At 65.8% G+C, this 22875-nt stretch carries 24 protein-coding genes; 10 read left to right on the top strand and 14 right to left on the bottom strand.

The genetic code is table 11. The features are described from left to right. Positions 1 to 52: 52 nt before the first annotated feature. The 3 genes from DAEP_RS0107205 (at position 53) to DAEP_RS0107195 (ending at position 2782) form a co-directional block, all read left to right on the top strand. Positions 53 to 976, top strand: coding sequence for a DMT family transporter (locus DAEP_RS0107205; RefSeq protein WP_008554051.1), 924 nt, complete (start codon positions 53 to 55; stop codon positions 974 to 976). A gap of 277 nt (positions 977 to 1253) precedes the next feature. Beyond that, positions 1254 to 1919, top strand: coding sequence for a sulfotransferase family 2 domain-containing protein (locus DAEP_RS0107200; protein ID WP_027244189.1), 666 nt, complete (start codon positions 1254 to 1256; stop codon positions 1917 to 1919). A gap of 182 nt (positions 1920 to 2101) precedes the next feature. Then, a complete protein-coding gene (locus tag DAEP_RS0107195; RefSeq protein WP_027244188.1) occupies positions 2102 to 2782 on the top strand; it encodes a Hint domain-containing protein in 681 nt (226 codons plus the stop codon). Positions 2783 to 2854: 72 nt separating this feature from the next. Here the strand turns inward: DAEP_RS0107195 and DAEP_RS0107190 are convergent, their stop codons facing one another. The 9 genes from DAEP_RS0107190 to DAEP_RS0107150 all read right to left on the bottom strand — a co-directional run bounded on the left by DAEP_RS0107190 (position 2855) and on the right by DAEP_RS0107150 (position 12203). Beyond that, on the bottom strand, positions 2855 to 5056 hold the full coding sequence (locus DAEP_RS0107190; RefSeq protein ID WP_027244187.1) for a 3-hydroxyacyl-CoA dehydrogenase NAD-binding domain-containing protein: 2202 nt from the start codon (positions 5054 to 5056) through the stop codon (positions 2855 to 2857). After that, a complete protein-coding gene (locus DAEP_RS0107185; RefSeq protein WP_008555338.1) occupies positions 5053 to 5538 on the bottom strand; it encodes a cupin domain-containing protein in 486 nt (161 codons plus the stop codon). Before DAEP_RS0107185 ends, DAEP_RS0107190 begins: the two co-directional genes overlap by 4 nt. Next, entirely contained in the window at positions 5538 to 6749 is a 1212-nt protein-coding gene (locus DAEP_RS0107180; protein ID WP_027244186.1) for an acetyl-CoA C-acetyltransferase, read from the bottom strand. The genes DAEP_RS0107185 and DAEP_RS0107180 overlap by 1 nt, the downstream gene beginning before the upstream one ends. Before the next feature lie 10 nt (positions 6750 to 6759). Next, positions 6760 to 7392, bottom strand: coding sequence for a glutathione S-transferase family protein (locus DAEP_RS0107175; RefSeq protein WP_027244185.1), 633 nt, complete (start codon positions 7390 to 7392; stop codon positions 6760 to 6762). A 278-nt stretch (positions 7393 to 7670) separates the two neighbouring features. After that, entirely contained in the window at positions 7671 to 8819 is a 1149-nt protein-coding gene (locus tag DAEP_RS0107170; protein ID WP_027244184.1) for an acyl-CoA dehydrogenase family protein, read from the bottom strand. Positions 8820 to 8845: 26 nt separating this feature from the next. Next, positions 8846 to 9058, bottom strand: a complete 213-nt coding sequence (locus tag DAEP_RS0107165) for a hypothetical protein (protein WP_008556741.1) — start codon at positions 9056 to 9058, stop codon at positions 8846 to 8848. Positions 9059 to 9131: 73 nt separating this feature from the next. Next, positions 9132 to 10913, bottom strand: a complete 1782-nt coding sequence (locus DAEP_RS0107160; RefSeq protein ID WP_027244183.1) for an acyl-CoA dehydrogenase C-terminal domain-containing protein — start codon at positions 10911 to 10913, stop codon at positions 9132 to 9134. A gap of 74 nt (positions 10914 to 10987) precedes the next feature. Then, on the bottom strand, positions 10988 to 11389 hold the full coding sequence (locus DAEP_RS0107155) for a MerR family transcriptional regulator (protein ID WP_008553284.1): 402 nt from the start codon (positions 11387 to 11389) through the stop codon (positions 10988 to 10990). Positions 11390 to 11834: 445 nt separating this feature from the next. Next, a complete protein-coding gene (locus DAEP_RS0107150; protein ID WP_008554530.1) occupies positions 11835 to 12203 on the bottom strand; it encodes a MerR family transcriptional regulator in 369 nt (122 codons plus the stop codon). Between the two features lie 124 nt (positions 12204 to 12327). Between DAEP_RS0107150 and DAEP_RS0107145 the strand changes: the two genes are divergently transcribed. Genes DAEP_RS0107145 through DAEP_RS0107135 form a run of 3 tightly spaced genes read left to right on the top strand, consistent with a single transcriptional unit; the run spans position 12328 to position 14589 of the window. Further along, positions 12328 to 12750 carry a PaaI family thioesterase gene (locus DAEP_RS0107145; RefSeq protein WP_008553902.1) on the top strand — a complete coding sequence of 141 codons (423 nt, stop codon included), beginning with the start codon at positions 12328 to 12330 and terminating at the stop codon, positions 12748 to 12750. Further along, positions 12747 to 13265, top strand: a complete 519-nt coding sequence (locus tag DAEP_RS0107140; protein WP_008555702.1) for a PaaI family thioesterase — start codon at positions 12747 to 12749, stop codon at positions 13263 to 13265. The genes DAEP_RS0107145 and DAEP_RS0107140 overlap by 4 nt, the downstream gene beginning before the upstream one ends. Positions 13266 to 13269: 4 nt before the next feature. Beyond that, complete coding sequence (locus DAEP_RS0107135; protein ID WP_027244182.1) at positions 13270 to 14589, top strand: MATE family efflux transporter; 1320 nt, start codon at positions 13270 to 13272, stop codon at positions 14587 to 14589. A 28-nt stretch (positions 14590 to 14617) separates the two neighbouring features. Here the strand turns inward: DAEP_RS0107135 and arsC are convergent, their stop codons facing one another. From arsC to DAEP_RS0107120, 3 genes are read right to left on the bottom strand one after another with little or no spacing between them, the layout of a single operon-like run. Beyond that, on the bottom strand, positions 14618 to 14959 hold the full coding sequence (gene arsC / locus DAEP_RS0107130) for an arsenate reductase (glutaredoxin) (protein ID WP_027244181.1): 342 nt from the start codon (positions 14957 to 14959) through the stop codon (positions 14618 to 14620). Continuing rightward, on the bottom strand, positions 14956 to 16014 hold the full coding sequence (locus DAEP_RS0107125) for a quinone-dependent dihydroorotate dehydrogenase (protein WP_027244180.1): 1059 nt from the start codon (positions 16012 to 16014) through the stop codon (positions 14956 to 14958). The genes arsC and DAEP_RS0107125 overlap by 4 nt, the downstream gene beginning before the upstream one ends. Continuing rightward, positions 16011 to 16349, bottom strand: coding sequence for a DUF952 domain-containing protein (locus tag DAEP_RS0107120; RefSeq protein ID WP_027244179.1), 339 nt, complete (start codon positions 16347 to 16349; stop codon positions 16011 to 16013). The genes DAEP_RS0107125 and DAEP_RS0107120 overlap by 4 nt, the downstream gene beginning before the upstream one ends. 162 nt (positions 16350 to 16511) lie before the next feature. Here DAEP_RS0107120 and DAEP_RS0107115 point away from each other — a divergent pair, with 162 nt between their 5' ends. Together DAEP_RS0107115 and DAEP_RS0107110 are read left to right on the top strand one after the other, a co-directional pair. Continuing rightward, positions 16512 to 18092, top strand: coding sequence for a bifunctional metallophosphatase/5'-nucleotidase (locus DAEP_RS0107115; RefSeq protein ID WP_027244178.1), 1581 nt, complete (start codon positions 16512 to 16514; stop codon positions 18090 to 18092). A gap of 164 nt (positions 18093 to 18256) precedes the next feature. Beyond that, the gene (locus tag DAEP_RS0107110) at positions 18257 to 18565 is read left to right on the top strand and encodes a DnaJ family domain-containing protein (protein WP_027244177.1); all 309 of its coding nucleotides are present in this window, start codon (positions 18257 to 18259) and stop codon (positions 18563 to 18565) included. 6 nt (positions 18566 to 18571) lie between these two features. Here DAEP_RS0107110 and DAEP_RS0107105 read toward each other — a convergent pair whose 3' ends face one another. Next, positions 18572 to 20320 (bottom strand): tetratricopeptide repeat-containing sulfotransferase family protein, encoded by a 1749-nt coding sequence (locus DAEP_RS0107105; protein WP_027244176.1) that lies wholly within the window; start codon positions 20318 to 20320, stop codon positions 18572 to 18574. Positions 20321 to 20409: 89 nt separating this feature from the next. Between DAEP_RS0107105 and DAEP_RS0107100 the strand changes: the two genes are divergently transcribed. Further along, the gene (locus DAEP_RS0107100; protein WP_036760499.1) at positions 20410 to 21099 is read left to right on the top strand and encodes an SOS response-associated peptidase; all 690 of its coding nucleotides are present in this window, start codon (positions 20410 to 20412) and stop codon (positions 21097 to 21099) included. A gap of 4 nt (positions 21100 to 21103) precedes the next feature. Here the strand turns inward: DAEP_RS0107100 and DAEP_RS0107095 are convergent, their stop codons facing one another. Further along, positions 21104 to 21595, bottom strand: a complete 492-nt coding sequence (locus tag DAEP_RS0107095; protein ID WP_027244174.1) for a MarR family winged helix-turn-helix transcriptional regulator — start codon at positions 21593 to 21595, stop codon at positions 21104 to 21106. Between the two features lie 164 nt (positions 21596 to 21759). On the opposite strand from DAEP_RS0107095, the gene mnmH reads away from it, so the two are divergent. Then, positions 21760 to 22812, top strand: a complete 1053-nt coding sequence (mnmH, locus tag DAEP_RS0107090) for a tRNA 2-selenouridine(34) synthase MnmH (RefSeq protein WP_027244173.1) — start codon at positions 21760 to 21762, stop codon at positions 22810 to 22812. The last annotated feature ends 63 nt before the right edge of the window (positions 22813 to 22875 follow it).

Below are 22875 nucleotides of genomic sequence, written 5' to 3'. Positions count from 1 at the left end.
GGTGTCGCTTAGAGGACAGATATTGCGGAAAGTTGCGGGCAATGGGAAGGGTATGAAACAAACAGCAACCTTCGCGCCCGGAGGCGGCAGCCAGGCCGCTGCTGCCCAGTCAATGCTGGCCGCCATGCTGATTATCGGCATCACAGACAACGCCGTGCCGCTGCTGGCGGAGACCATCGGGCTGGGCCAGTTCTACCTGCTGCGCACATTTGTCGCGCTGCCGTTCCTGTGGCTGATGGCGCGCGCCGGACTGGGCGGGCTCAGCCCGCGCCGGTTCGGGGCGGTGCTGCTCAGGGCGGTGCTGGTGGCGGTGTCGATGGTGTTCTACTTCTCCGCGGTGGCGCTGATGCCGATTGCCCAGGCGCTGGCGGGGCTGTTCACCTCGCCGATCCTGATCGTGGTGATCTCCGTGCTGTTCCTGAGGACGCGGATCGGCTGGATCCGGGTTGCCGCGGTGCTGTGCGGCTTTGCCGGCGTTCTGATGGTGCTGCAGCCGGACCCGGCGGCCTTTAACTGGCTGATCCTGGTGCCGGTGGCGGGCGGGCTGTTCTATGCGCTCGGCTCCCTGGCGACCGGTCTTTACTGCCAGGGCGAAAGCACGGTGGCGATGCTGTTTGTCTACCTGCTGGTGCAGGGCCTGCTGGGCGCGATGCTGCTGGCGGGGCTGGAGATCTGGCCGCAGGCCGTGCCCGCGGGCGCCGATGGCTTTGTCACCCGCGGCTGGGTCTGGCCGCTGTGGGAGATCTCGCACCTGATCCTGTTGCAGGGCTGCGCCGCGGTCGGCGGCGTGTTCCTGATCACCAAGGCCTACCAGCTGGGCGAGGCGTCTTATGTCGCGGTGTTCGAATACTCGGTGATGATCGTCGGCCCCGGCGTTGCCTGGGCCTATTGGGGGCAGGCGCTGAACATCTGGCAGATGCTGGGGATCGCGCTGATCATCACCGCCGGGACCACCATCGCGCTGCGCTCAAGATAAATTGCAGGGGCGCTGCCCCGCAGGTTAATAGTGGAAGAGGGGCGCTGCCCCGCAGGTTAATAGTGGAAGAGGGGCGCTGCCCCGCAGGTTAATAGTGGAAGAGGGGCGCTGCCCCTCTTGGCCCTTCGGGGCCAATTCACCCCGGAGTATTTTCGCAAAGGTGAAAGGGCGGGCCGCGCTGCGCTTTCATCTTTCCCCAAATACTCCCGCCGGAGGCCTGCACCGGAAGGTGCAGATCTGCATTTCCATGTGCGGATCAATATCCTAGGGTCGGCGCATGATCCTGTCGCAAGGCCGCCAATTCGTCTTTATCCATATCCCCAAGACCGGCGGCACTGCGCTGGCGCTGGCGCTGGAGGCGCGTGCCATGGCGGATGACATGATGCTGGGCGACACCCCCAAGGCGCTGAAGCGCCGCCGCCGCCTGCAGGGCGCACAGGCGCGCGGGCGGCTGTGGAAGCACTCCACGCTGGCGGATATCGACGGGCTGCTGCCGCAGGAAGCCCTGCGCGGCCTGTTTGCCTTCACCCTGGTGCGCAATCCCTGGGACCGGGCGGTGAGCTATTACCACTGGCTGCAGACGCAGGGCTTCGATCATCCCGCCGTCGCCCTGGCGCAAAGCCTGGCGTTCCGCGCCTTCGTGCAGCACCCGCAGATCATCAGCGCCTTCCGGGCCAGCCCGGCGGCCTCCTACATGCGCCATGCGGACGGGACGGAGCAGTGCCAGCTCTATATCCGGCTGGAGCATTTCCGGGACGATGCGCAGCCGCTGTTTGACCATCTCGGGTTTTCGCTGGAACTGCCCCGGGTCAATGAAAGCGGGCGGCAGCGGGACTGGCGGCCCTATTACGACGCGGCCGCGGCAGAGGCGGTCGCCAAGGCCTGCGCGCAGGATATCGCGCAATTTGAATACTCTTTTAACGATTCTCTCCTATCCCAATGACAGGAAACAGCGCCGGTTCTGCCGGCCCGGGAACCAATCCGGGTGGCCGCAGGCAGGTTGGCGCAGGGACGTGAACATTGACCGGATTCTGCCGCAATTGCGCGCTGTTGCCGCCGCGGTTGAAGGCAGATCCCGATTGGGCCGAAGGGGCGTGCTGCCCCGGCCGCAGGAAAGGAACGCAGATGCTGGACTGGCTTCTGAAACGCTCGCAGGTCTCGATGGGGCGCACCTTGAACAGCGGGTTTTCCCTGATCCCAGTGGGGCAGGGCGGCTTCCTGGCAGGCACCCATGTGGCCTCGAACCTGGGCTGGCGCCCGGTGGAGGCGCTGATGGCGGGCGACAAGGTGCTGACCTTCGATCAAGGCATGCAGACCATCGTGGAACTGCAGCGCGAAACCATCCTGCCGGGCGAGGGGGAGCTGGAACCGGCCCGCTGCCCGCTGCTGGTCCCGCGTGATGCGCTGATGAACCGGGTGCCCTTGTGGCTGATGCCGGATCAGGGCGTGCTGCTGGAGAGCGAGCTGGTGGAGGACGCCCTGGGCGATCCCTTTGCGGTGGTGCCGGCCTGCGCGCTGGAGGGCTACCGCGGCATCCGCCGGATGCATCCGGGCGCGCAGTTGGATCTGGTCACGCCGCGTTTTGCCCAGGATCAGGTGATTTATCTGGAGGCCGGGATGCTGGGATTTTCCGCTGCCCCGCGCGACCTGATGTGCGGCCGGGTCTATCAGGAGGAATGCGCCTACAGGGTGCTGCCGCCGGAAGAGGCGCGCGGGCTGGTGCTGTCGCTGATGGCCGAGGATGAGCACTGGAGCGCGCCCGGTGCCGCACTGGCCGGGGCGGAGTACCAGCCGACGCTGAGCTGAGCCGCGCCAGATGGACGGAACAGAAAAACGGCCGGGGCAAAACCCCGGCCGTTTTGATTCTCAGGTATGACGTCAGGCTGCCGCGGATTTTTCCGGGGCGAAGCGGGTGTAGAAGCTCTGGCCCTTCTCCGCCATTTCGCGCAGCAGCGCCGGGCAGGTGAAGCGTTCGCCGAACTTCTCCGTCAGGCTGTCGCAACGCTCGGCGGCATAGGGCGTGCCCAGGATGTCCAGCCAGCTCAGCGGCCCGCCCGACCAGGGCGCAAAGCCCCAGGCCAGGATCGCGCCCACGTCACCCTCGCGGATGTCCATCAGCACGCCTTCCTCCAGCGCCCGCACCGCTTCCAGCACCTGCGCGAACATCAGCCGTTCCTGCACCTCGATCAGATCGGGCTGCTCAGCCGCCAGCGGGTATTTCTCCTGCAGGCCCTTCCAGTATTCAACGCGCTTGCCCTTGTCGTCATAGTCGAAGAAACCGGCGTTGGCCTTGCGGCCCAGACGGCCCTGTTCCTCCATCCAGAAGATCAGCTCGTCCGCAGGGCTTTCCGGGTAGGCATCGCCCATCGCCGCCTTGGTGGCGCGGGCAATCTTGGCGCCCAGATCAATCGAGGTCTCATCGGTCAGCTGCACCGGCCCGACCGGGAAGCCCAGCTGGCGCGCGGCGTTGTCGATCAGCACCGGGCTGACGCCCTCGGTGATCATCCGCATCCCTTCGTTGATGTAGGGGATGATGCAGCGGTTGGCGTAGAAGAAGCGCGCATCGTTGACCACGATCGGCGTCTTGCGGATCTGGCGCACATAGTCCAGCGCCTTGGCCACCGCGCGGTCGCCGGTTTCCTTGCCCTTGATGATCTCCACCAGGAACATCTTCTCGACCGGCGAGAAGAAGTGGATGCCGATGAACTGCTCCGGCCGGCTGGACGCCTTGGCCAGTTCGCTGATCGGCAGGGTGGAGGTGTTGGAGGCAAAGATGCAATCCTCGGGGATGATCGCCTCGACCTTCTTGGTCATCTCGGCCTTGACGCCCGGATCCTCGAAAACGGCTTCGATGATCAGGTCGCAGCCTTTCAGCGCGTCCAGGTCCGGGGTCGCGGTGATCTGCGCCAGCAGCGCCTCTTTCTTCTCCTCGGTCGCCTTGCCGCGCTTGATGCCGGTGTCCATGTAGGCGGCGGAATAGGCTTTGCCCTTGTCGGCGGCCGCCTGGTCGCGGTCGATCAGCACCACTTCCATACCGGCCTGGGCCGACACCAGCGCGATGCCCGCACCCATCATGCCGGCACCCAGCACGCCGATCTTCTTCACCGACTGGTCCGGCACGCCGGCGGGCCGCACCGCGCCTTTTTCCAGCGCCTGCTTGTTCAGGAACAGGCTGCGGATCATCGCCGAGGACGAGGGGTTCATCAGCACATGGGTGAACCAGCGCGCCTCGATCTTCAGCGCGGTGTCGAAATCGACCAGCGCGCCCTCATAGATCGAGGACAGCAGCGCCTTGGCCGCCGGAAACGCGCCTTGCGTCTTGCCGTGCACCATCGCCGAGGCACCGACAAAGGTCATGAAGCCTGCGGGGTGATAGGGGGCGCCGCCTGGCATCTTGTAGCCCTTGGCGTCCCAGGGTTTGACCAGATCGGCGTCCTTGGCGTTCAGCACCCATTCCTTGGCCGCCGCCAGCGGATCCGCGGCCACGGCGTCGATCAGCTGCGCGCCCTTGGCTTTCTTCGGGTCCATCATCTTGCCTTCCAGCAGCACCGGAGCCGCCGCCATCGCGCCCACCATGCGGGAATAGCGCATGGTGCCGCCGCCGCCCGGGAAGATGCCGATCATGATTTCCGGCAGGCCGATCCTGGCCTTCGGGTTGTCGGTCATCACCCGGTGATGGCAGGCCAGCGCAATCTCGGTGCCGATGCCGGCACAGGTGCCGTTGATGGCGCAGGCCACCGGCTTGCCGCCCTTCTTGGTCTTGGGGTCCATGCCCGCCAGCTCCAGCTTGCGCAGGATGCGGTGGCCGCCCATGGTGAAATCGAACAGGCCCTGGGCCGGGTTGTCGCCCGACTCCTCGCGGATGGTGGCCAGCACGTTCAGGTCCATGCCGCCGGCAAAGTCCTTCTTGCCGCTGGTGATCACGATGCCCTTCACGGCATCGTCTGCCAGCGCCCGGTCCACGTATTCCTCCACCAGGCCAAAGGCCTCGCGGGTGAGGACGTTCATGCTCTTGCCTTCGGCGTCCCAGGTGATGATTGCGACGCCGTCTGCGTCCACGTCGTATTTGAAATCGCTCATGTGTCTTCTCCGGTCTGGTCAGCCGTCAGCGGGCTGCCGTCCTTGCGGGTGAATGTGAACTCGCGGCCTGCGAATTTCACCATCATGTCCATATCGCTGTAAAAGCCGGTCTCGGTCGAAGTGCGGGTCCCTACCACCAGAAACGCCGCCGGCTTGTCCGAACGGTTCACCAGGTGGTGACCGTTCGCCTCGCCCGCCGGAAAGGCGGCGCAATCGCCAGGCTGCATTTCATGCGCGCCCTGATCGTCGATCAGGGTGCAGCTGCCCTCGGTCACCATCACGAACTCGTCCTGCTCCATGTGGTAATGGCGCAGCGACGACATCGCGCCCGGCTCCAGCCGAACGATGTTGACGCCGAACTGGCTGAGCCCGCCCGGATCCCCCAGTGGCTGCACGCTGCGGCCCTTGCAGGCCTCCGCCAGCTTGCCGGGGTAACCCGATCCTGTCCGCCAGGGCAGTTGGGATAGGTCCAGCTTCGGCATCAGACCCGCTCGATGATCGTTGCGGCGCCCATGCCAGAGGCGATGCACAGGGTGGCGAGGCCGGTTTGCTTGTCCTGACGCTCCAGCTCATCCAGCAGGGTGCCGATGATGATCGCGCCGGTGGCGCCCAGCGGGTGGCCCATGGCGATGGAGCCGCCGTTGACGTTGACCAGCTCCGGATCGACGTCGAACGCCTGCTGGAACCGCAGCACGACGGAGGCGAAGGCCTCGTTGACTTCGAACAGGTCGATGTCGCCGATCTGCATGCCGTTGTCGGCCAGGATCTTCTCGGTCACCGGAACCGGGCCGGTCAGCATGATGGTCGGATCGGTGCCGATCTTGGCAGTCGCCTTGATCCGCGCGCGCGGCTTCAGGCCGTGCTTTTCGCCGAACGCCTTGTTGCCGATCAGAAGCGCCGCAGCGCCATCCACGATGCCGGAGGAGTTGCCCGCGTGGTGGATGTGGTTGATCCGCTCCAGATGCGGGTATTTCAGCATGGCGACCTTGTCAAAGCCCGGCATCTGCTCGCCCATCATCTGGAACGCGGGGTTCAGCGAGCCCAGCGCCTGCATGTCGGTGCCGGGGCGCATGTATTCGTCATGGCTCAGGATCGGCAGGCCGTTCTGGTCACGCACGGTGATCACGGATTTCTCGAACCGCTTTTCTTCCCACGCCTTGGCGGCGCGGCGCTGCGATTCCATTGCCAGCGCATCGGCCTGATCGCGGGTAAAGCCGTATTCGGTTGCGATGATATCGGCCGAGATGCCTTGCGGCACGAAATAGGTCTCCATCGCGAGGCTCGGATCAACCGCAATCGCCGCGCCGTCGGACCCCATGGCCACCCGGCCCATCATCTCGACACCGCCCGCGATATAGGCATCGCCCGCGCCGCCCTTCACCTGGTTCGCCGCCAGGTTCACCGCTTCCATGCCGGAGGCGCAGAAGCGGTTGATGGCGAGGCCCGGAATGCGCTCATCCAGGTCCGAAGCCAGAACAGCCGAGCGCGCCAGGCAGCCGCCCTGTTCCATCACCTGGGTCACGTTGCCCCAGATCACGTCCTCGACCGCATGGCCTTCCAGGTTGTTGCGCTCCTTGATCGCGTTCAGCGTCAGGGCGGACAGGCGGACCGAGGTCACCTCATGCAAGGAGCCGTCCTTGCGTCCCTTGCCGCGCGGGGTGCGCAGCGCGTCATAGATATATGCGTCTGTCATCTTGCTCTCCTCAGGCCCGGTCCGACGGGTTGCCGGGCATCAAGTCATAGGGGTGTTTCCAGCCGGGCAGGGCGCTGATGCGGTCCAGCCAGGCGTCGATATGGGGCCAGCCGGCCCGGTCGAAGCCAAAGGGCTCCGGGTAATACAGGTAGCCGCAGCAGGTCAGATCGGCGTTGGTGAGACCATCGCCGACGATCCACTCGCGGTCCTGCAAATGGGTGTTCAGGGTGGTGAAGGCAGCCTTCAGCCTTCCTTGCATGAAGGTGATCACCTCCTGCGGGCGCTTGTCCTCGGGGATGAAATTCATCAGGAAACGGGTCATGCCCGCCTGGCTGGACAGTTTGTGGTTGTCCCACAGGACCCAGCGCAGCACCTCGTATTTGTCTTCCGGGCGGCCTGCGAATTTGCCGGTCTTGTCGCTGATATACTGCTGGATCACGCCCGACTGCGACAAGCGCAGATCGCCGTCCACCAGCACCGGCGCCTCCGCCATCACGTTGAGGCCGCGGTAATCCTCGCTGCGGTGCGCGCCGCCGAAGAAATCGACAAACACCGGCTCCCAGGCCAGTCCCGACAGCTCCAGCGCCAGCGCCGCCTTGTAGGAATGGCCGCTTTCCCCGAAGCAATGCAGTTTGAGTGTCATACGGTGCTCCCTGTGTCTGCTGGCGGAGCGGGGGTTTCACACCCCCGCGCCCCCGTGGAGTATTTTTGGAAAGATGATGGGGCGTTAACCTGCGCCTGCGCGCGGCGTGCTACCTTGGTCCTGCGGCACAGGCTGGAGAGCTGATGGCCGTGAAAGGTGAAGACGTCCCAGCCCATTTGGCGAAGGCTTGGGGGCAGGGACACTGCCCTTGCTTCATCTTTCCCCAAATACTCAAGATCCATCATCGGCCTCCCGCGGCGCCGCCGCGGCCCCTGCGCCTACAGCGACCGCGCAATCAGCTCCTTCATGATCTCGTTGGTGCCGCCGTAGATCCGCTGCACCCGGGCGTCGGCCCACATTTCGCCTACCGCGTATTCCTGCATGTAGCCGTAGCCGCCATGCAGCTGCAGGCATTCGTCCAGCACTTCGCCTTGCGTGTCGGTGATCCAGTATTTCGCCATCGCCGCCTTCTCGACGCTCAAGCGGCCCTCCAGATGCTCGGCGATGCACTCATCAAGGAAGGCGCGCGCGACCTTGGTCTTGGTCAGGCATTCGGCCAGCTTGAAGCGGGTGTTCTGGAATTGCAGGATCGGGCCGCCAAAGGCCTCGCGCTCCTTGCAGTAGGCCACGGTGCGCTCCACCGCGCCTTCCATCGCGCCGACCGCGCCGCAGGCGATGATCAGGCGTTCCTGCGGCAGCTGCTGCATCATCTGGTAGAAGCCCTGGCCCTCGGCCCCGCCCAGGATGTTTTCCTGCGGGATCTCCACATCGCTGAAGAACAATTCCGAGGTGTCCGCCGCATGGCAGCCGATCTTGTCGAGGTTGCGGCCGCGGCTGAAGCCCGCGGCGCCATCGGTTTCCACCGCTACCAGCGAAACGCCCTTTGCGCCCGCCGCCGGGTCGGTCTTGGCCGCCACCAGGATCAGGTTGGCGTGCTGGCCGTTGGTGATGAAGGTCTTCTGCCCCGACAGCCGGTAGGCGTTGCCGTCCTTCACCGCCTTGGTCTTGATCGCCTGCACGTCGGAGCCGGTCGAAGGCTCGGTCATCGCCAGCGCGCCGACCAGCTCACCGGTCACCATCTTCGGCAGCCAGCGCTGTTTCTGCTCTTCGGTGCCATAGGCCAGGATGTAATGCGCCACGATGCCCGAATGGATGCCATGGCCCCAGCTGGCCAGATTGGCGCGGCTGCCTTCCATCAGGATCACCGCCTCATGGCCGAAATCGCCGCCCGCACCGCTGTACTCCTCGGGGACTGAGGGACAGAGCAGGCCCAGTTCACCGGCCTGCTGCCAGGTCTCCCGGTCCATCATGCCCTGCTTGCGCCAGGTTTCGAACTTGGGCGCCCATTCATTGGTGATGAACTGGGCCGTCATTTCGGCAAGCATCTGGTGCTCTTCCGTCATCCAGGCGGACTGCGTGCTGGTCATTTCTCTCCCCTTGGCCGTGTTCGGGCCTACTTCTTGCGCGCCTCCAGCTCGGCGTTGAACAGCCGCAGCCGGTGGGTCAGGTTCTCTTGGTCTGTCACACTGTCGAAATGCTCGAACAGGAATGACAGCGCTTCTCCCTCGTCCAGCCCCGCCTCCTGGGCAAATTTCCTGAGCTTGCGGTAGCCGTCCTCGGTCATCGCGACGGGGAAGCGGCGGGTCAGGCGGAAGCGTTTCGGCATCTATCGGTCCTTTGCATGTCAAGGCACCGGCCGGGGCTGTATCGGGCGCCCCGCGACGGGGCGCCCTCAGGCGTCAGAAGGCGCCTGCGTCCAGCGCCATCACTGTCTCCGCGCCGCTTTCGATGCGGGCCAGGTGCAGTTTGGTCGCGGGCAGCCGCCGTGCCATATAGTACCGGCCGGTTGCGAGTTTCGTCTCATAGAACGCCGCGTCACCGGCCCCCGCGTCAAGCGCTTCCTGCGCCGCCTTGCCCATCCGGGCCCACATCAGGCCCAGGCACACGTGGCCGAACAGGTGCATGAAGTCGTAGGAGCCTGCCAGCGCCTGATTGGGATCCTTCATGCCGGTTTGCATGAAGAACATGCCGGCCGCCTGCAGATCCTTGGAGGCCGCCTGTAGGGGTTTGATGAAGTCCTTGGTGTAATCCTCGGAAATATCTTTGTTTTCCTGGCAGAAGCTCTTCACCATGTCGAAGAAGGCCAGGACGTACTTGCCGCCGTGCTGGCCCAGCTTGCGGCCCACCAGGTCCAGCGCCTGCACGCCGTTGGCACCCTCGTAGATCATCGCGATGCGGGCGTCGCGGGTGTATTGCGACATGCCCCATTCCTCGATGTAGCCGTGGCCGCCATAGACCTGCTGCGCCTGCACGGTCATGTCATAGCCCTGATCGGTCAGGAAGCCCTTGATCACCGGGGTCATCAGCGAGATCAGGCCGTCGGCATCCTTGTCGCCGGCGCGGTGCGCCTGGTCGATCAGGGTGGCGCCCCACAGCAGGAACGCGCGCGCGCCTTCGGCAAAGCTTTTCTGATCCATCAGCGAGCGGCGGATGTCCGGGTGCACGATCAGCGGATCGGCCGGGCCGTCCGGGTTCTTGGCGCCGGTCACATCGCGGCCCTGCAGCCGGTCCTTGGCGTATTCCAGCGCGTTCTGATAGGCGGCCTCGGCCTGCGCCAGACCCTGCATGCCAACGCCCACACGCGCTTCGTTCATCATGGTGAACATGGCGCGCATGCCTTTGTGCTCTTCACCCAGCAGCCAGCCCACCGCGCCGTCATAGTTCATCACGCAGGTGGAGTTGCCGTGGATGCCCATCTTCTCCTCGATCTTGCCGACCGAGACGCCGTTGCGCTCGCCCAGGCTGCCGTCCTCGTTCACCAGGAACTTCGGCACGATGAACAGGGACACGCCCTTGATGCCCTCTGGGCCGCCGGGGATCTTGGCCAGCACCAGGTGCACGATGTTTTCCGCCATGTCGTGATCGCCGGAGGAGATGAAGATCTTCTGGCCGGAGATGCGGAAGCTGCCGTCATCCTGCGGTTCCGCCTTGGTGCGCATCAGGCCCAGGTCGGTGCCGCAATGCGGTTCGGTCAGGTTCATGGTGCCGGTCCACTGGCAGCTGACCATATTCGGCAGATAAGTTGCCTTCTGCTCGTCGGTGCCGTGCGCCAGGATCGCCGAAGCGGCGCCGTGGGTCAGGCCCTGGTACATGGTGAACGCCTGGTTGGCAGCCGAGAAGAACTCGCCCACTGCGGTGCCGATCACATAAGGCATGTTCTGGCCGCCGAACTCTTCCGGCATGTCGATACCCGGCCAGCCGCCTTCCTTGACCTGCTCAAAGGCGTCCTTGAACCCTTTGGGGGTGTAGACCACGCCGTTTTCCAGGCGGCAGCCTTCCTGATCGCCCACCACGTTCAGCGGGTGCAGCACTTCGCTGGCGATCTTGCCTGCTTCCTCCAGCACGGCACCGGTGAACTCGGGCTCCAGTTCGGAGTAGCCGGGGATATCCTGGGCCGAGACCTTCAGGACATCATGCAGAATAAACTGGGCGTCTTTTGCGGGGGCTGTATAAGAAGGCATTAGGGTCCTCTTCGGGGGTCTTGTTGGACTTGATCAGGGGCCGGACAGGCCGGCAGACGGGGCAGGGCGGCTGCTTATTCGGCAGCCTTTTTCTGGGCCCGCATTGAGGCGATCATCTTTTCACCCCAGGCGAGCTGGTCTTTCAGATCCTCGATTGCCTCGGTCAGCTCCTCGCGCTGGCGCTCCATGTCGTCGAGCCGGTCCTTGGCAATCTCAAATGTCTTGGTCAGCTGAGTCACCTGCTGGTCGCCGACATGGTACAGGTCCAGCAGCTGCCGGATTTCCTCCAGGCTGAACCCGAACCGCTTGCCGCGCAGAATCAGCTTCAGGCGGGCACGGTCGCGCTTGGTGAACAGCCGCTTCTGGCCGTCGCGGATCGGGAACAGCAGTTCCTTGGCTTCGTAGAACCGCAGGGTGCGGGGCGTCACGTCAAAGGCCTCGCACATCTCGCGGATGGTCATGGTTTCTTCGGTCATCGTCGTCACTCTTACGGCTTGGTGCAGCCCTAAGCTGAGCACTTCCGGCTTTTCGATCAAGACTGACTTTACGTTTACGTAAGTTGTACGTTGCGTCACTTTGAGAGCGGTGACAGTTCGTAATACGAACCTTATTTGGCCTGCAGCAATGCGCGCGGGAGAGGGGTATGGGGCAGCGCGGCCCTGCGCCGCGCGGGCGGCCGGGGGCGGACGGGGGCGGCTCTGGAGGCGCGAACCTGCGCCTGCCTTTGGCTTTGCGGCGCGGCGCACAGGGCCGTCCAGCCAAGCCAAAGGCGTGGCTGCGCCATCGCGCCAGCACGTGGCGGGTGAAAATTTTCCAAACTTCAGAAGGGGTTGGCAGGTGTCATGCACCCGGCCGGACGCGGCGGCACCAAGGCGCCGGCGCCTTCCGGCCCGGCTGGCTTCTGGTGCCGCGGCGGCGGGTTTACTTCAGCTGCGCCTTGGTGCTGGCGCGCAAGGCGCTCAGTTCTTCAATGGCTTCGTTGATCTGTTCGCGCTGCTTTTCCAGTTCCGCTAGCTGGCGGTCGGCCATTTCCATGAAGGCGCGGTTCTGGGCGTCGTTGCCCTCTTCCTCATAGATCAGCAGCCACTGGCGGATCTCTTCCAGCTGAAAGCCGAACTTGCGCCCGCGCAGGATCAGCTTCATCCGGGCACGCTCCCGCGCGCCGTAATAGCGCGACCGGCCCTCGCGGTCCGGCTGCAAGAGTTCGATGTATTCATAATAGCGCAGCGTCCGCGGCGTAACGTCGAACTCTGCGCACATTTCCTTGAATGACAATCTGTTGTCGGTCATCCGTTTTCTCCCTTGCCGGGAACCTATGCACTTGCAGCGAACAGTGCAACCTCCGTGGCGGCACACTTGCGCTTTCGCCGGGCCGCAGCCAAAGATAGGGCAGAGATTTCAAAGGGACAGCCCCATGGCCGACAAGACCCAGCTCGCTCGCCAGTTCATCGAAGCGATTCCCCATGCCAAGCAACTGGGCATGAAGCTGACAGAGATCGGCGACGGCACCGCCGAGATCCGCATGGCCTATGACGAAAAGCTGATCGGCGACCCGGCGACCGGGGTGATTCACGGCGGCGCGGTGTCGGCCCTGATGGACACATGCTGCGGCGCGGCGGTGATGAGCCACCCGTCGGCGCCCGGCGGCACCGCCACCATCGACCTGCGCATCGACTACATGCGGCCTGCGACCCCTGGCCAGGCAATCACCACCCGCGCCACCTGCCACCACATCACCCGCTCTGTCGCCTTTGTCCGCGCCGTGGCGATGGATGAGGACGCGGACCGTCCCGTGGCCACCGCCGCAGGCGCCTTTACCGTGGAGAAGAAGTTTTGAGCCGCCCCCGTCCCGAACCGATCCAGGTGGTCAAGCAGCGCCGCGATGCCGCGCTGTCGGCGCTGGTGGATTCGGTGCCCTACATCCGTTTTCTGAACGTGACCTTCGACCGCCGCGGCGATGAGCTGACGGCGCAGCTGAATTTCGAGGACAAGCTGATCGGCAACCCGTTTCTGCCGGCCATCCACGGCGGCGTGACCGCGGCCTTTCTGGAAATCACGGCGATGATCACGCTCAACTGGTCCTTCCTCTGGCCGCGCATCGAATCCGGCGATCTGGACCCGGCCGAGATGGCCAAGGGCAACCTGCCGCGACAGCCCAAGACCATCGACTTCACCGTGGACTACCTGCGCTCGGGCCTGCCGCGCGATGCCTATGCCCGCGCCCGTGTGAACCGCTCCGGCCGCCGTTATGCCTCGGTGCATGTGGAGGCCTGGCAGGACCACAAGGACAAGCTGTTTGCCCAGGCCACCGGCCATTTCCTGATGCCGCAGGACGCAAGCGGCGAAGGCTGAGTTCATGAGCAGCGCGGACACCGGGATCACCCACGCCCGGGTGCTCAGGATCGCCTTGCCGATTGTCCTGTCCAATGCCACCGTGCCCATCCTGGGCGCTGTTGACACTGGCGTGGTCGGGCAGATGGGGCAGGCCGCCCCGATTGGCGCGGTCGGCATCGCCGCGGCAATCCTGGCGGCGGTGTACTGGATCTTCGGCTTCCTTCGCATGGGCACCACCGGCCTCGCCGCGCAGGCGCGCGGGGCAGGGGACCGGGCCGAAACCGGGGCTCTGCTGATGCGCGGCCTCCTGCTGGCCTTTGCTGCCGGGGCGCTGTTCATCATCGCGCAAGCGGCAGTTTTCTGGGGCGCCTTCGCGCTGGCGCCTGCCAGTCCCGAGGTCGAAACCCTGGCCCGTGCCTATCTGGAAATCCGCATCTGGGGTGCGCCTGCCACCATTGCGCTTTATGCCGTGACCGGCTGGCTGATCGCGGTGGAGCGCACCCGCGGCGTGTTCCTGCTGCAGGTCTGGATGAATGGGCTGAACATCGTTCTGGACCTGTGGTTCGTGCTGGGGCTGGGCTGGGGCGTCGAAGGTGTCGCCCTGGCCACGCTGATTGCCGAATGGACCGGGCTGGCGCTGGGGCTGTACCTGTGCCGCGATGCCTTTGCGGGCGAGCAATGGCGCGATTGGGCGCGGGTGTCCGACCCGGCGCGGCTCAAGCGGATGATGCAGGTGAACGGCGACATCATGGTGCGCTCGGTGCTGCTCACGGGGTCGTTCACCACCTTCCTGTTCATCAGCTCCGGCGTCGGCGACGTGAACCTGGCCGCCAACCAGATCCTGCTGCAGTTCCTGTCGGTCACCGCCTTTGCGCTCGACGGCTTTGCCTTTGCCGCCGAAGCGCTGGTGGGCGGGGCGGTCGGCGCACGCGCCCGCGCAAGGCTGCGCCGGGCGGCGGTGATTGCCGCACAGTGGAGCACCGGCGGCGCGCTGCTTCTGGGGGCGGGGTTTGCCTTGGCCGGGCCTGCGGTGATCGACCTGATGGCCACCGCGCCGGAAGTGCGCGACGCGGGCCGTGCCTATCTGCTGTGGGTGGTGCTGGCGCCGGTGCTGAGTGTCGCGAGCTACATGTTCGACGGCATCTATATCGGCGCCACCTGGACCCGCGAAATGCGCCGGGCGATGGTGCAGGCAGTGGCGGTCTATGTGCTGGCGCTGCTGGTGCTGGTGCCGGTGTTCGGCAATCACGGGCTATGGGCGTCGCTGATGGTGCTGAACATTGCCCGCGGCGTGACGCTGGGCCTGCGCTATCCGCGGCTGGAGGCCCAGGTGGGCACCTGAGCCGCCCGTTTTCTGCGTTGGGAAACGGCTACAGCAGCGCTTCAATCGCCTCCGTGGGCCGCCCGATCACAGCCTTTCCGTCCTGGATCGCAATCGGCCGCTCGATCAGGACCGGATGCGCGGCCATCGCCGCCAGCAGGTCCGCTTCGCCGCTGTCCTTCGTGAGGCCCAGCTCCTTGAACACCTTCTCGCCGGTGCGCATCATCTCCGCCGCGGAAACGCCAAGCGCCGCCTGCACCGCCTTGATCTCCGCGACCGAGGGCGCATCCTGCAGGTAGAGCCGCACCTGCACGTCAGCACCGCGCTCTTCCAGCAGCGCCAGGCCAGCGCGGGATTTCGAACAGCGCGGGTTATGCCAATAGGTGATCACAGCCAGTCCTTCCGTTTCGTGCCAACCGCTTGCGCGACGTTTTCAAACCCGTCGCGGGCCAGCAAGTCATCCAGCCCGCGCGCGATATCGCCCGCCAGCGACAGCCCGCCATAGACCATCGCGGTGTAGAACTGCACCGCGCTGGCCCCGGCGCAGATCTTGGCATAGGCCTGCTCTGCCGTGCTGATGCCGCCGACGCCGACCAGCGGCACCTGGCCATCCAGAAGCTCCGACAGCTGCGCCAGAACCCGGGTGGATCTTTCAAACAGCGGCGCGCCGGACAGGCCGCCGGCCTCGCCCTTATGGGCGCTGTGCAAGCCATCGCGCGACAGGGTGGTGTTGGTGGCAATCACCGCGTCGATGCCGGTTTCCACGGCGACGGCGGCGATGTCCTCGATCCCTGCACGGTCCAGATCCGGGGCGATCTTCAGGAACACCGGCACCCGGCGGCTGAGGCCGTCGCGGGTTTCAATGACGCCCGCCAGCAGCGCCGACAGCGCCGCCTTGCCCTGCAGGTCGCGCAGCTTCTCGGTGTTCGGGGAGGACACGTTGACAGTGGCAAAGTCCAGATGCGCGCCGCAGTGGGCCAGCACCTTGGCAAAATCCGCGGCACGGTCGGCGCTGTCCTTGTTGGCGCCGAGGTTCAGCCCGATGACCGCATCGCCGGGCCGCTGCGCCAGACGCGCACCGATCGCCTCCATCCCCTCGTTGTTGAAGCCGAAGCGGTTGATGGCCGCCTTGTCCTCGGTCAGGCGGAACAGGCGCGGCTTGGGGTTGCCGGGCTGCGGGCGCGGGGTGGCGGCGCCAACCTCGATGAAGCCGAACCCGGACTTCGCCAGCGGCGCCAGCGCCTCGGCGTTCTTGTCATAGCCTGCGGCGAGGCCCACCGGGTTCGGCAGCTCAATCCCCGCCAGCGTGGTCCTGAGCCGGGGTGAGGTGACCGGGCCGGGGGCCGGTGCCAGCCCCATGGTCAGCGCCTTGATCGACAGCCCGTGCGCAGCCTCCGGATCAATCTGGTGCATGGCGGCAAGGGCCAGCTTCTCGGTCAGCTTCATGCCATCTCCTCGGGGAACTGATGCACGCCTTCCGCCAGCGGCAGCGGCTTGGCCCAGACCACGTCCGACAGGCGGATATTGCGGTAGAGGTGGGGGAACTCGGCGCCGCCGCGGGACACTTCCCATTTCAGGTCTTCGCCCATCGCGCCGGCATCGCAGGCCAGCAGGGTCAGCCCCTCGGCGCCGGCGAAATGCTTGGCCGCGGTTTCCGCCGCCTGGGTGGCGGTGGAGAAATGGACATAGCCGTCCGCAACATCAATCGGCGCGCCGCTGGTCTCGCCCGCGGCTTGCAGCGCGGCCCATTCGTCCGCCCGGAAAATCTTGTAAATCAGCATGACGGTCTGATGCCCTGCGATTGCTGCGGAATCAAGGGGGATTGGATGCGGTGCGGCTGGTCACGCTGACGCAAGGGGAGCCAGCGCGGCGGCTTTTCCCCTTTGACCGGCGCGGGCTTTGGGCGCAGGCTTGGGCAAAACAGAATAACGGGAGCGCTCCTCATGATTGCACGCATTCTCACTTCGGTTGCCGCCCTGGCCCTGACCGCCGGTGCGGCGGCGGCGGAGTACAGGCTGACCATCCTGCACACCAATGATTTCCATTCGCGGTTCGAGCCGATCAACAAATACGACAGCACCTGCGATGCCGAGGATCAGGCTGAGGGCAAGTGTTTCGGCGGCACCGCGCGGCTGGTGACGGCGATTGCTGAGGCCCGCGAGCGGGCGGAGAACGCGATCCTGGTGGATGGCGGCGACCAGTTCCAGGGCTCGCTGTTTTATACCTACTACAAGGGCAAGGCCGCGGCGGAGTTCATGACCAAGCTGGGCTATGACGGGATGACCGTCGGCAACCACGAGTTCGACGACGGCCCGGAGGTGCTGCGCGGGTTCATGGATGCGGTGGGCTTTCCGGTCCTGATGTCCAATGCGGATGTGTCCGCGGAACCGGCGCTGGCGGATGTGCTGAAGAAATCCACGGTGATCGAGCGCGGCGGCGAGAAGATCGGCCTCATCGGCCTGACGCCGGAGGACACGCATGAGCTGGCAAGCCCCGGCAAGAACGTGCAGTTCTCCGACCCGGTCGCGGCGGTGCAGGCAGAGGTTGACAGGCTGACTGCCGAGGGCGTGAACAAGATCGTGGTTCTCAGCCACTCCGGCTATGGCGTGGATCAGCGGGTGGCGGCGGAGACCACCGGGGTGGATGTGATCGTCGGCGGGCATTCGAACACCTACCTGTCCAACACCTCCGAGAAGGCCGCAGGCCCGTATCCGACCGTGGTGAACGGGGTGCAGATCGTGCAGGCCTATGCCTATGGCAAGTTCCTGGGCGAGCTGACCGTGACCTTCGACGATGCGGGCAATGTGATCCGCGCGGAAGGCGAGCCGCTGATCATGGATGCCGCTGTCAGTGAGGATGCGGCAACGCTGGACCGGATCGCGGAACTGGCGCAGCCGCTGGATGAGATCCGCAACAAGGTGGTGGCGGAGGCCGCTGAACCCATCGAAGGCAGCCGCGATGTCTGCCGGGTGCAGGAGTGCCAGATGGGCAATCTGGTGGCCGATGCGATGCTGGACCGGGTCAAGGATCAGGGCGTGACCATCGCCATCGCCAACTCCGGCGGGATCCGCGCGAGCCTGGATGCAGGCGAAGTCACCATGGGCGAGGTGCTGACCATCCTGCCGTTCCAGAACACGCTGTCGACCTTTGAGATTGACGGCAAGACGCTGGTCGAGGCGCTGGAGAACGGTGTCAGCCAGGTGGAGGACGTCAAGGGCCGCTTCCCGCAGGTGGCGGGGCTGACGTTCAGCTGGGATGCTTCCGTGGCTCCGAACGAGGGCCGGGTCAAGGATGTGATGGTGGCGGAGGGCGCGGGCTTTGTGCCCATTGATCCGGCCAAGACCTATGTGGTGGTCACCAACGATTACGTCCGCAACGGCGGCGACGGCTATGCGATGTTCGAAGGCGACGACAAGAACGCCTACGACTTCGGCCCGGATCTGGCGGATGTGCTGGCGGAATATCTGGCGGCGCAAGGCCCCTATACGCCCTATACCGACGGGCGGATTGCGCGGGTGAAATAAGCCGCGGCGCATAGGTCCGGACCGGACCCAATGTTTCGCGCGCGAAACATTCGGGCAGGAGGGCTGCCGCATTATTTTCAGGCATTCTTAACCTTCGCCACCCCTTTGTTAACGGAGTGGCGGGGGGCTTTCCCACCGCGGGCGCGCATGGCAGAATGCGGGTCATGGACCACCCGCTGATCGACCTCATCAACGCCCGGATCGAAGCCGCTGAGAAGGACGGCGCCTTTGACAACCTGCAAGGCGCGGGCAAGCCGCTGCCGCAGTGCGATGACCCGGAAAACGCGCTGCTGAACCGGCTGGTGCGCGAAAGCGGCGGGGTGCCGGAGTTCGTCAGCCTGTCGCGCGAGTTGCAGCGGCTGCGGGCGGAGCTGCACGAGACCGGCGACCGCAGCCGCCGGCAGGAGATCCTGAAAGAAATGTCGATGATGGATGCGCGGATCGAGATCGCGCGCAAAGCCTACACCAAGTAGCCCCTGTTACCCTTTGATTTCCGGCCAGATTTCCGGGTCCAGCCCGTCGATGAAGGGCGTCAGAAGGTCGGCGTATTGCTCCCACTTGCCGATCGAGCGGGTGTGCGCCGTCTGCCTTACCTGGGTGTTCGACAGCGTCAGCACCTGGCCCTCGTGCCGTTCCGGGTGGGCCATGTCCTCGACCCACTCCAGCCCGCAAAACTCCGCCAGCTTGCGGCTTTCGCCGCCGATATCCGCAACGAAGTCTTCATAGCGCAGATCATAGATCCGCCCCGGCATCACCTGGCGCCAGTGCTGCATCAGCCGGCCATAAAGGTTGAAGCGGTGCGCCATCGCCCTCAGGTCGTAGGCATAGGTGAGCGAGCTGCCGGAGAAATAGCCGCGCCAGATCGACAGCGCCACGTCGCGCGGGTCGCGGCAAAGATGAACAAACCGTGCATCCGGGTAGGCGGTGCCAAGGTGGCCCAGCAGGCGGTAGTTGTCGGGCATCTTGTCGACATAGGCCGCCGTGCCTTCGGGCATATCGGGCAGGCGGCTGATGTCCTCGGCCACGAAAGTGCGGGCGGCCTCGGGCGTGAAGTCCTGATCCTTGTCCAGATAGGGGTGCAGCAGGAAGGCCGGCACGCCGCGTTCACCCAGCGGGAACACATCCGGGTGCAGGCCGATCACGGTTTCGGTCAGGGTGGTGCCGGAGCGCGGCATCCCCACCACATAGATCGGGCGGGGGCCTTCGGGCGCGGTGTCCGCCGGGGTGACCGCCTCCGGGAAGGCCGCCATGATGCGGGTGAACTGGCGCTCGCTCTCTTCGTAGTCGTAGGGGGTCTGCGCCGCCATGCAGGCGTTCGCCTCGTCATTATGGGCGGCGAAGGCCTCCTTGTCGCCGGCCTGATCGGCAATCCGGGCGAGGGCGAAACTGGCGTTGGCGCGGTCGAGCGAGCGGGGCGCGGCGGTTTTCAGTGCCTTCTGCGCGACGGGCAGCAGCTCCGCGTTCTGCTCGCGGCTGCTGATCCGGGCCAGCATCTCCAGCACCTGTGTGTCCTTGGGGTCCAGCTCCATCAGCGCCAGGCACTGCTCGCGCGCGGCGGCCGTCTCGCCGTTGGAGATCAGCTGGCTGGCCAGGCGGCGGCGCGCCTCGGCGTTCTGGGGGGCCACGGCGACGGCCTTCTCAGCGGCCTCGGTGGCCTCGTCCTGCCGCATCAGGCGCGCCAGCAGCAGGCTGGCGTTCTGGAGCGCGTCGGCGTCGTTGGGGTTCACCTTGAGCGCCGCCTGATAGTCCGCCAGCGTTGCCTTTTCATCGCCCAGCGTGTTCCAGGCGGTGGCGCGCAGCCGCAGCATCCGCGGCTGGCGCGGGTCGCGGGCCAGCGCGGCGGTGGCGGTCTCGATCGCGGCCTCGGGCGCGTTCATCACCAGATGCGCCTGCGCCTGAAGATACAGCGCCGCCTGATCGCCGGGCTGGTCCTTCAGCACCCGCTCCAGCAGCTTCATCGCGGGTTCACCCTGCTGCAGGAACAGAAGCGTCTGCGCCAGGTTCTTGCGCGCGTCGTGAAAGCCGGGGGCGAGCGCCAGCGCTTTCTTGAAGTAGGGCACGGCATCGCGGTGCTTGCCGAGGCCCGACAGGGAGATGCCCGCAATGTTGGGAAAATCCGGGTGGCTCTTGTGCCGCTTCATGCCGCCCTTGGACTGTTTCAGCGCCTGTTTGAACTTGCCCTGGTTGAGAAAACCCAGGGCGGACTGGAGATCGTTCTGGAGAGTCATGAGGCCTATCTATCATCCTGTCGGGCGGCTGAAAATCCGGGGCCGCGGGAGGCTTTGCAAATGCGCCGCGGCCTGGGTTAGAAATCAGCATGTGCGGACGATTTGCCATAACCCTGCCCAGTGATGCAATGGCGCAGCTGTTTGCGGCGAAGCCTGCCAATGATCTGCCCAAGGTGCCGAACTTCAATGTCTGCCCGACCAATCCGGTGCATGTGGTGCAGGCGGGCGCGGGCGGGCGGCAGCTGGTTGCCATGCGCTGGGGGTTCCTGCCGCATTGGTACAAGACGCAAACCGCCGGCCCGCTGCTGATCAATGCGCGGGCGGAGACGATTGCGGAAAAGCCCGCCTTTGCCGCCGCGGCCCGTGAGCGGCGGTGCCTGATCCCGGCCAGCGGGTTCTATGAATGGACCAAGTCGGAGGGCGGCGCCCGGCTGCCCTGGTACATCCACCGCAGCAACGGTGCGCCGATTGCCTTTGCCGCGGTGTGGCAAAGCTGGGGCGCGGACGATCCGGTCAAGACTTGCGCGATCGTGACCACCGCCGCCAATCAGGGGATGTCGGCGATCCACCACCGGATGCCGCTGATCCTGGAGCCGCAGGACTGGGGGAAATGGCTGGGCGAGGAGGGCCATGGCGCCGCAACGCTGATGCAGCCGGGGGCGGAGGGCGTGCTGGTCTATCACCGGGCCGATCCGGCGGTGAACTCCAACCGGGCTGAGGGGCCGGAGCTGATCGAGCCGTTTGAGCCGGGCGATACCCCGCGCGGCCGCCTGATCTGAGCGCTTATTCGGCGGCCTGGCTGCTGGGCAGGTCGCGCTGCGGTGCCCGGCTCAGCTCATTGGCGGCGAGTGTTGCCTTGCGCAGCAGGGCCACGAAGGTTTCCTGCTCCGCCGCGGTGAGGCCGGTGAAGATCGCGGGCTGGGCGGCCCGGACGACCGGCAGGATCCGCTCCAGCAGCGCCTCGCCGTCGCGGGTCAGGCTGACCTCGCGGGCGCGGCGGTCGGCAGCGGACACCCGGCGTGCCACCAATCCCTTGTCCACCAGCCGGTCCACCACCTTGCCCAGCGTTGCGCGGTCATAGGCGATCAGACCCGCGACAGAGGCCTGATCGATGCCCGGATGGCGGCGGATGGCGGCCATGGCGGAGAACTGCACGGGGGTGAGGTCGATGCCTTCGGCCGCCATCCGCTCCATGAACTGGGCGACGGAGATCTGGTGCAGCCGCCGGATCAGGTGGCCGGGCAGCGCGTGAATGTCCAAAGGGTCGGTGTCCATCGGTCCTGGTCCTTGCCGCTGTGGCAGCGCCGGGGCTTCTGCCCGGGCCGGTCTGTTCGCTCCGGTTTGCCTTACTGCCCCGTGCGCAGTGCGCGCAAGTATTATTGCCGCAGGCCGGCCGTTTGCGGCTTTTCCTTGCGCATGGGCCGCGGTAGGCATGGGCCATGGCGCTGACATTCACATCCCTGCAAGAGTTCTATGCCCACGGGTTCGACACCGTGATCGACGTGCGCAGCCCGGCGGAATACGCCGAGGACCATGTGCCGGGCGCGATCAGCCTGCCGGTGCTGGACAACGAGGAACGGGCTGAGGTCGGCACCATCTACGTGCAAGAGAGCCCCTTCAAGGCGCGCAAGCTGGGGGCGGCGATGGTGTTCCGCAATGCCGCCAGCCACATCGAGCAGAGCCTGAGCCACCATGAGGGCAGCTGGAAACCGCTGGTCTATTGCTGGCGCGGCGGCCAGCGGTCGGGGTCGTTCACCTGGATGCTGCAGCAGATCGGCTGGCGCGCCGAGGTGGTGCAGGGCGGCTATCAGAGCTACCGCCGGCTGGTGAATGCGGCGCTCTACCAGACCGCGCTGCCGCACCGCTTGGTGGCGCTGGACGGCTATACCGGATCGGCCAAGACCGAGGTGCTGAAACGCGCCGGCGGCTTGGGCGTGCAGGTGCTGGACCTGGAGGGGCTGGCCAATCACCGCGGCTCCCTGCTGGGCGATATGCCCACGCCGCAGCCCTCGCAGAAGGGGTTCGAGTCCGCTGTGGCGGGCGCTCTGATGAAACTGGACCCGGCCCGGCCGGTGCTGGTGGAGGCGGAGTCGAGCAAGATCGGCCAGCGGATCATTCCGCCCGCGGTCTGGGATGCGATGAAGCAGGCCCCCAGGATCGAACTGCAGGTGCCGGTGGCGGCGCGCTGCCGCTATCTGGTTGAGGCCTACGACGACATCCTGTCAGACGCGGAGCGGCTGCGCGAAAAGCTGGGGCCGCTGCGCGCCCACCGCTCCGGCGCGGTGGTGGACGGCTGGTTTGCCAGCATTGAGGCCGGGGACAAGGCCGCTTTGACCGAAGCGCTGATGGTGGAGCATTACGATCCCGCCTACCGCAAATCCCGGACCGCGATCGGGGCGGAGGTCGCTGCCACGGTGGCGGCTGACACGCTGGATGACGCGGGGCTGGATGCCGCTGCCGCGCAGGTGGCGGAGGCCATGTCCGGTCTTTGACAGGGGGGCTCCCGCCCGTCGCCGGGGCCGCTGCGAGGCCCCGCTCCCGTTGGGCGCGGCGCT

The organism is Leisingera daeponensis DSM 23529 (assembly GCF_000473145.1).
Classification (GTDB): domain Bacteria; phylum Pseudomonadota; class Alphaproteobacteria; order Rhodobacterales; family Rhodobacteraceae; genus Leisingera; species Leisingera daeponensis.
Note: the sequence above shows the minus strand (reverse complement) of the source record. Positions and strands in the feature narration are given on the sequence as shown.

Excerpts from the sequence above, each read along its gene's own strand:
- DAEP_RS0107125 (WP_027244180.1), bottom strand. The coding sequence starts at position 16,014 with ATGAAGCTGACCGAGAAGCTGGCCCTTGCCGCCATGCACCAGATTGAT.
- DAEP_RS0107155 (WP_008553284.1), bottom strand. The coding sequence starts at position 11,389 with ATGACCGAAGAAACCATGACCATCCGCGAGATGTGCGAGGCCTTTGAC.
- DAEP_RS0107185 (WP_008555338.1), bottom strand. The coding sequence starts at position 5,538 with ATGCCGAAGCTGGACCTATCCCAACTGCCCTGGCGGACAGGATCGGGT.
- mnmH (WP_027244173.1), top strand. The coding sequence starts at position 21,760 with ATGGCGCTGACATTCACATCCCTGCAAGAGTTCTATGCCCACGGGTTC.
- DAEP_RS0107120 (WP_027244179.1), bottom strand. The coding sequence starts at position 16,349 with ATGCTGATTTACAAGATTTTCCGGGCGGACGAATGGGCCGCGCTGCAA.
- DAEP_RS0107145 (WP_008553902.1), top strand. The coding sequence starts at position 12,328 with ATGGCCGACAAGACCCAGCTCGCTCGCCAGTTCATCGAAGCGATTCCC.
- DAEP_RS0107200 (WP_027244189.1), top strand. The coding sequence starts at position 1,254 with ATGATCCTGTCGCAAGGCCGCCAATTCGTCTTTATCCATATCCCCAAG.
- DAEP_RS0107180 (WP_027244186.1), bottom strand. The coding sequence starts at position 6,749 with ATGACAGACGCATATATCTATGACGCGCTGCGCACCCCGCGCGGCAAG.
- DAEP_RS0107195 (WP_027244188.1), top strand. The coding sequence starts at position 2,102 with ATGCTGGACTGGCTTCTGAAACGCTCGCAGGTCTCGATGGGGCGCACC.
- DAEP_RS0107095 (WP_027244174.1), bottom strand. The coding sequence starts at position 21,595 with ATGGACACCGACCCTTTGGACATTCACGCGCTGCCCGGCCACCTGATC.
- DAEP_RS0107135 (WP_027244182.1), top strand. The coding sequence starts at position 13,270 with ATGAGCAGCGCGGACACCGGGATCACCCACGCCCGGGTGCTCAGGATC.
- DAEP_RS0107160 (WP_027244183.1), bottom strand. The coding sequence starts at position 10,913 with ATGCCTTCTTATACAGCCCCCGCAAAAGACGCCCAGTTTATTCTGCAT.
- DAEP_RS0107165 (WP_008556741.1), bottom strand. The coding sequence starts at position 9,058 with ATGCCGAAACGCTTCCGCCTGACCCGCCGCTTCCCCGTCGCGATGACC.
- DAEP_RS0107115 (WP_027244178.1), top strand. The coding sequence starts at position 16,512 with ATGATTGCACGCATTCTCACTTCGGTTGCCGCCCTGGCCCTGACCGCC.
- DAEP_RS0107190 (WP_027244187.1), bottom strand. The coding sequence starts at position 5,056 with ATGAGCGATTTCAAATACGACGTGGACGCAGACGGCGTCGCAATCATC.
- DAEP_RS0107175 (WP_027244185.1), bottom strand. The coding sequence starts at position 7,392 with ATGACACTCAAACTGCATTGCTTCGGGGAAAGCGGCCATTCCTACAAG.
- DAEP_RS0107105 (WP_027244176.1), bottom strand. The coding sequence starts at position 20,320 with ATGACTCTCCAGAACGATCTCCAGTCCGCCCTGGGTTTTCTCAACCAG.
- DAEP_RS0107110 (WP_027244177.1), top strand. The coding sequence starts at position 18,257 with ATGGACCACCCGCTGATCGACCTCATCAACGCCCGGATCGAAGCCGCT.
- DAEP_RS0107205 (WP_008554051.1), top strand. The coding sequence starts at position 53 with ATGAAACAAACAGCAACCTTCGCGCCCGGAGGCGGCAGCCAGGCCGCT.
- DAEP_RS0107150 (WP_008554530.1), bottom strand. The coding sequence starts at position 12,203 with ATGACCGACAACAGATTGTCATTCAAGGAAATGTGCGCAGAGTTCGAC.
- DAEP_RS0107170 (WP_027244184.1), bottom strand. The coding sequence starts at position 8,819 with ATGACCAGCACGCAGTCCGCCTGGATGACGGAAGAGCACCAGATGCTT.
- DAEP_RS0107100 (WP_036760499.1), top strand. The coding sequence starts at position 20,410 with ATGTGCGGACGATTTGCCATAACCCTGCCCAGTGATGCAATGGCGCAG.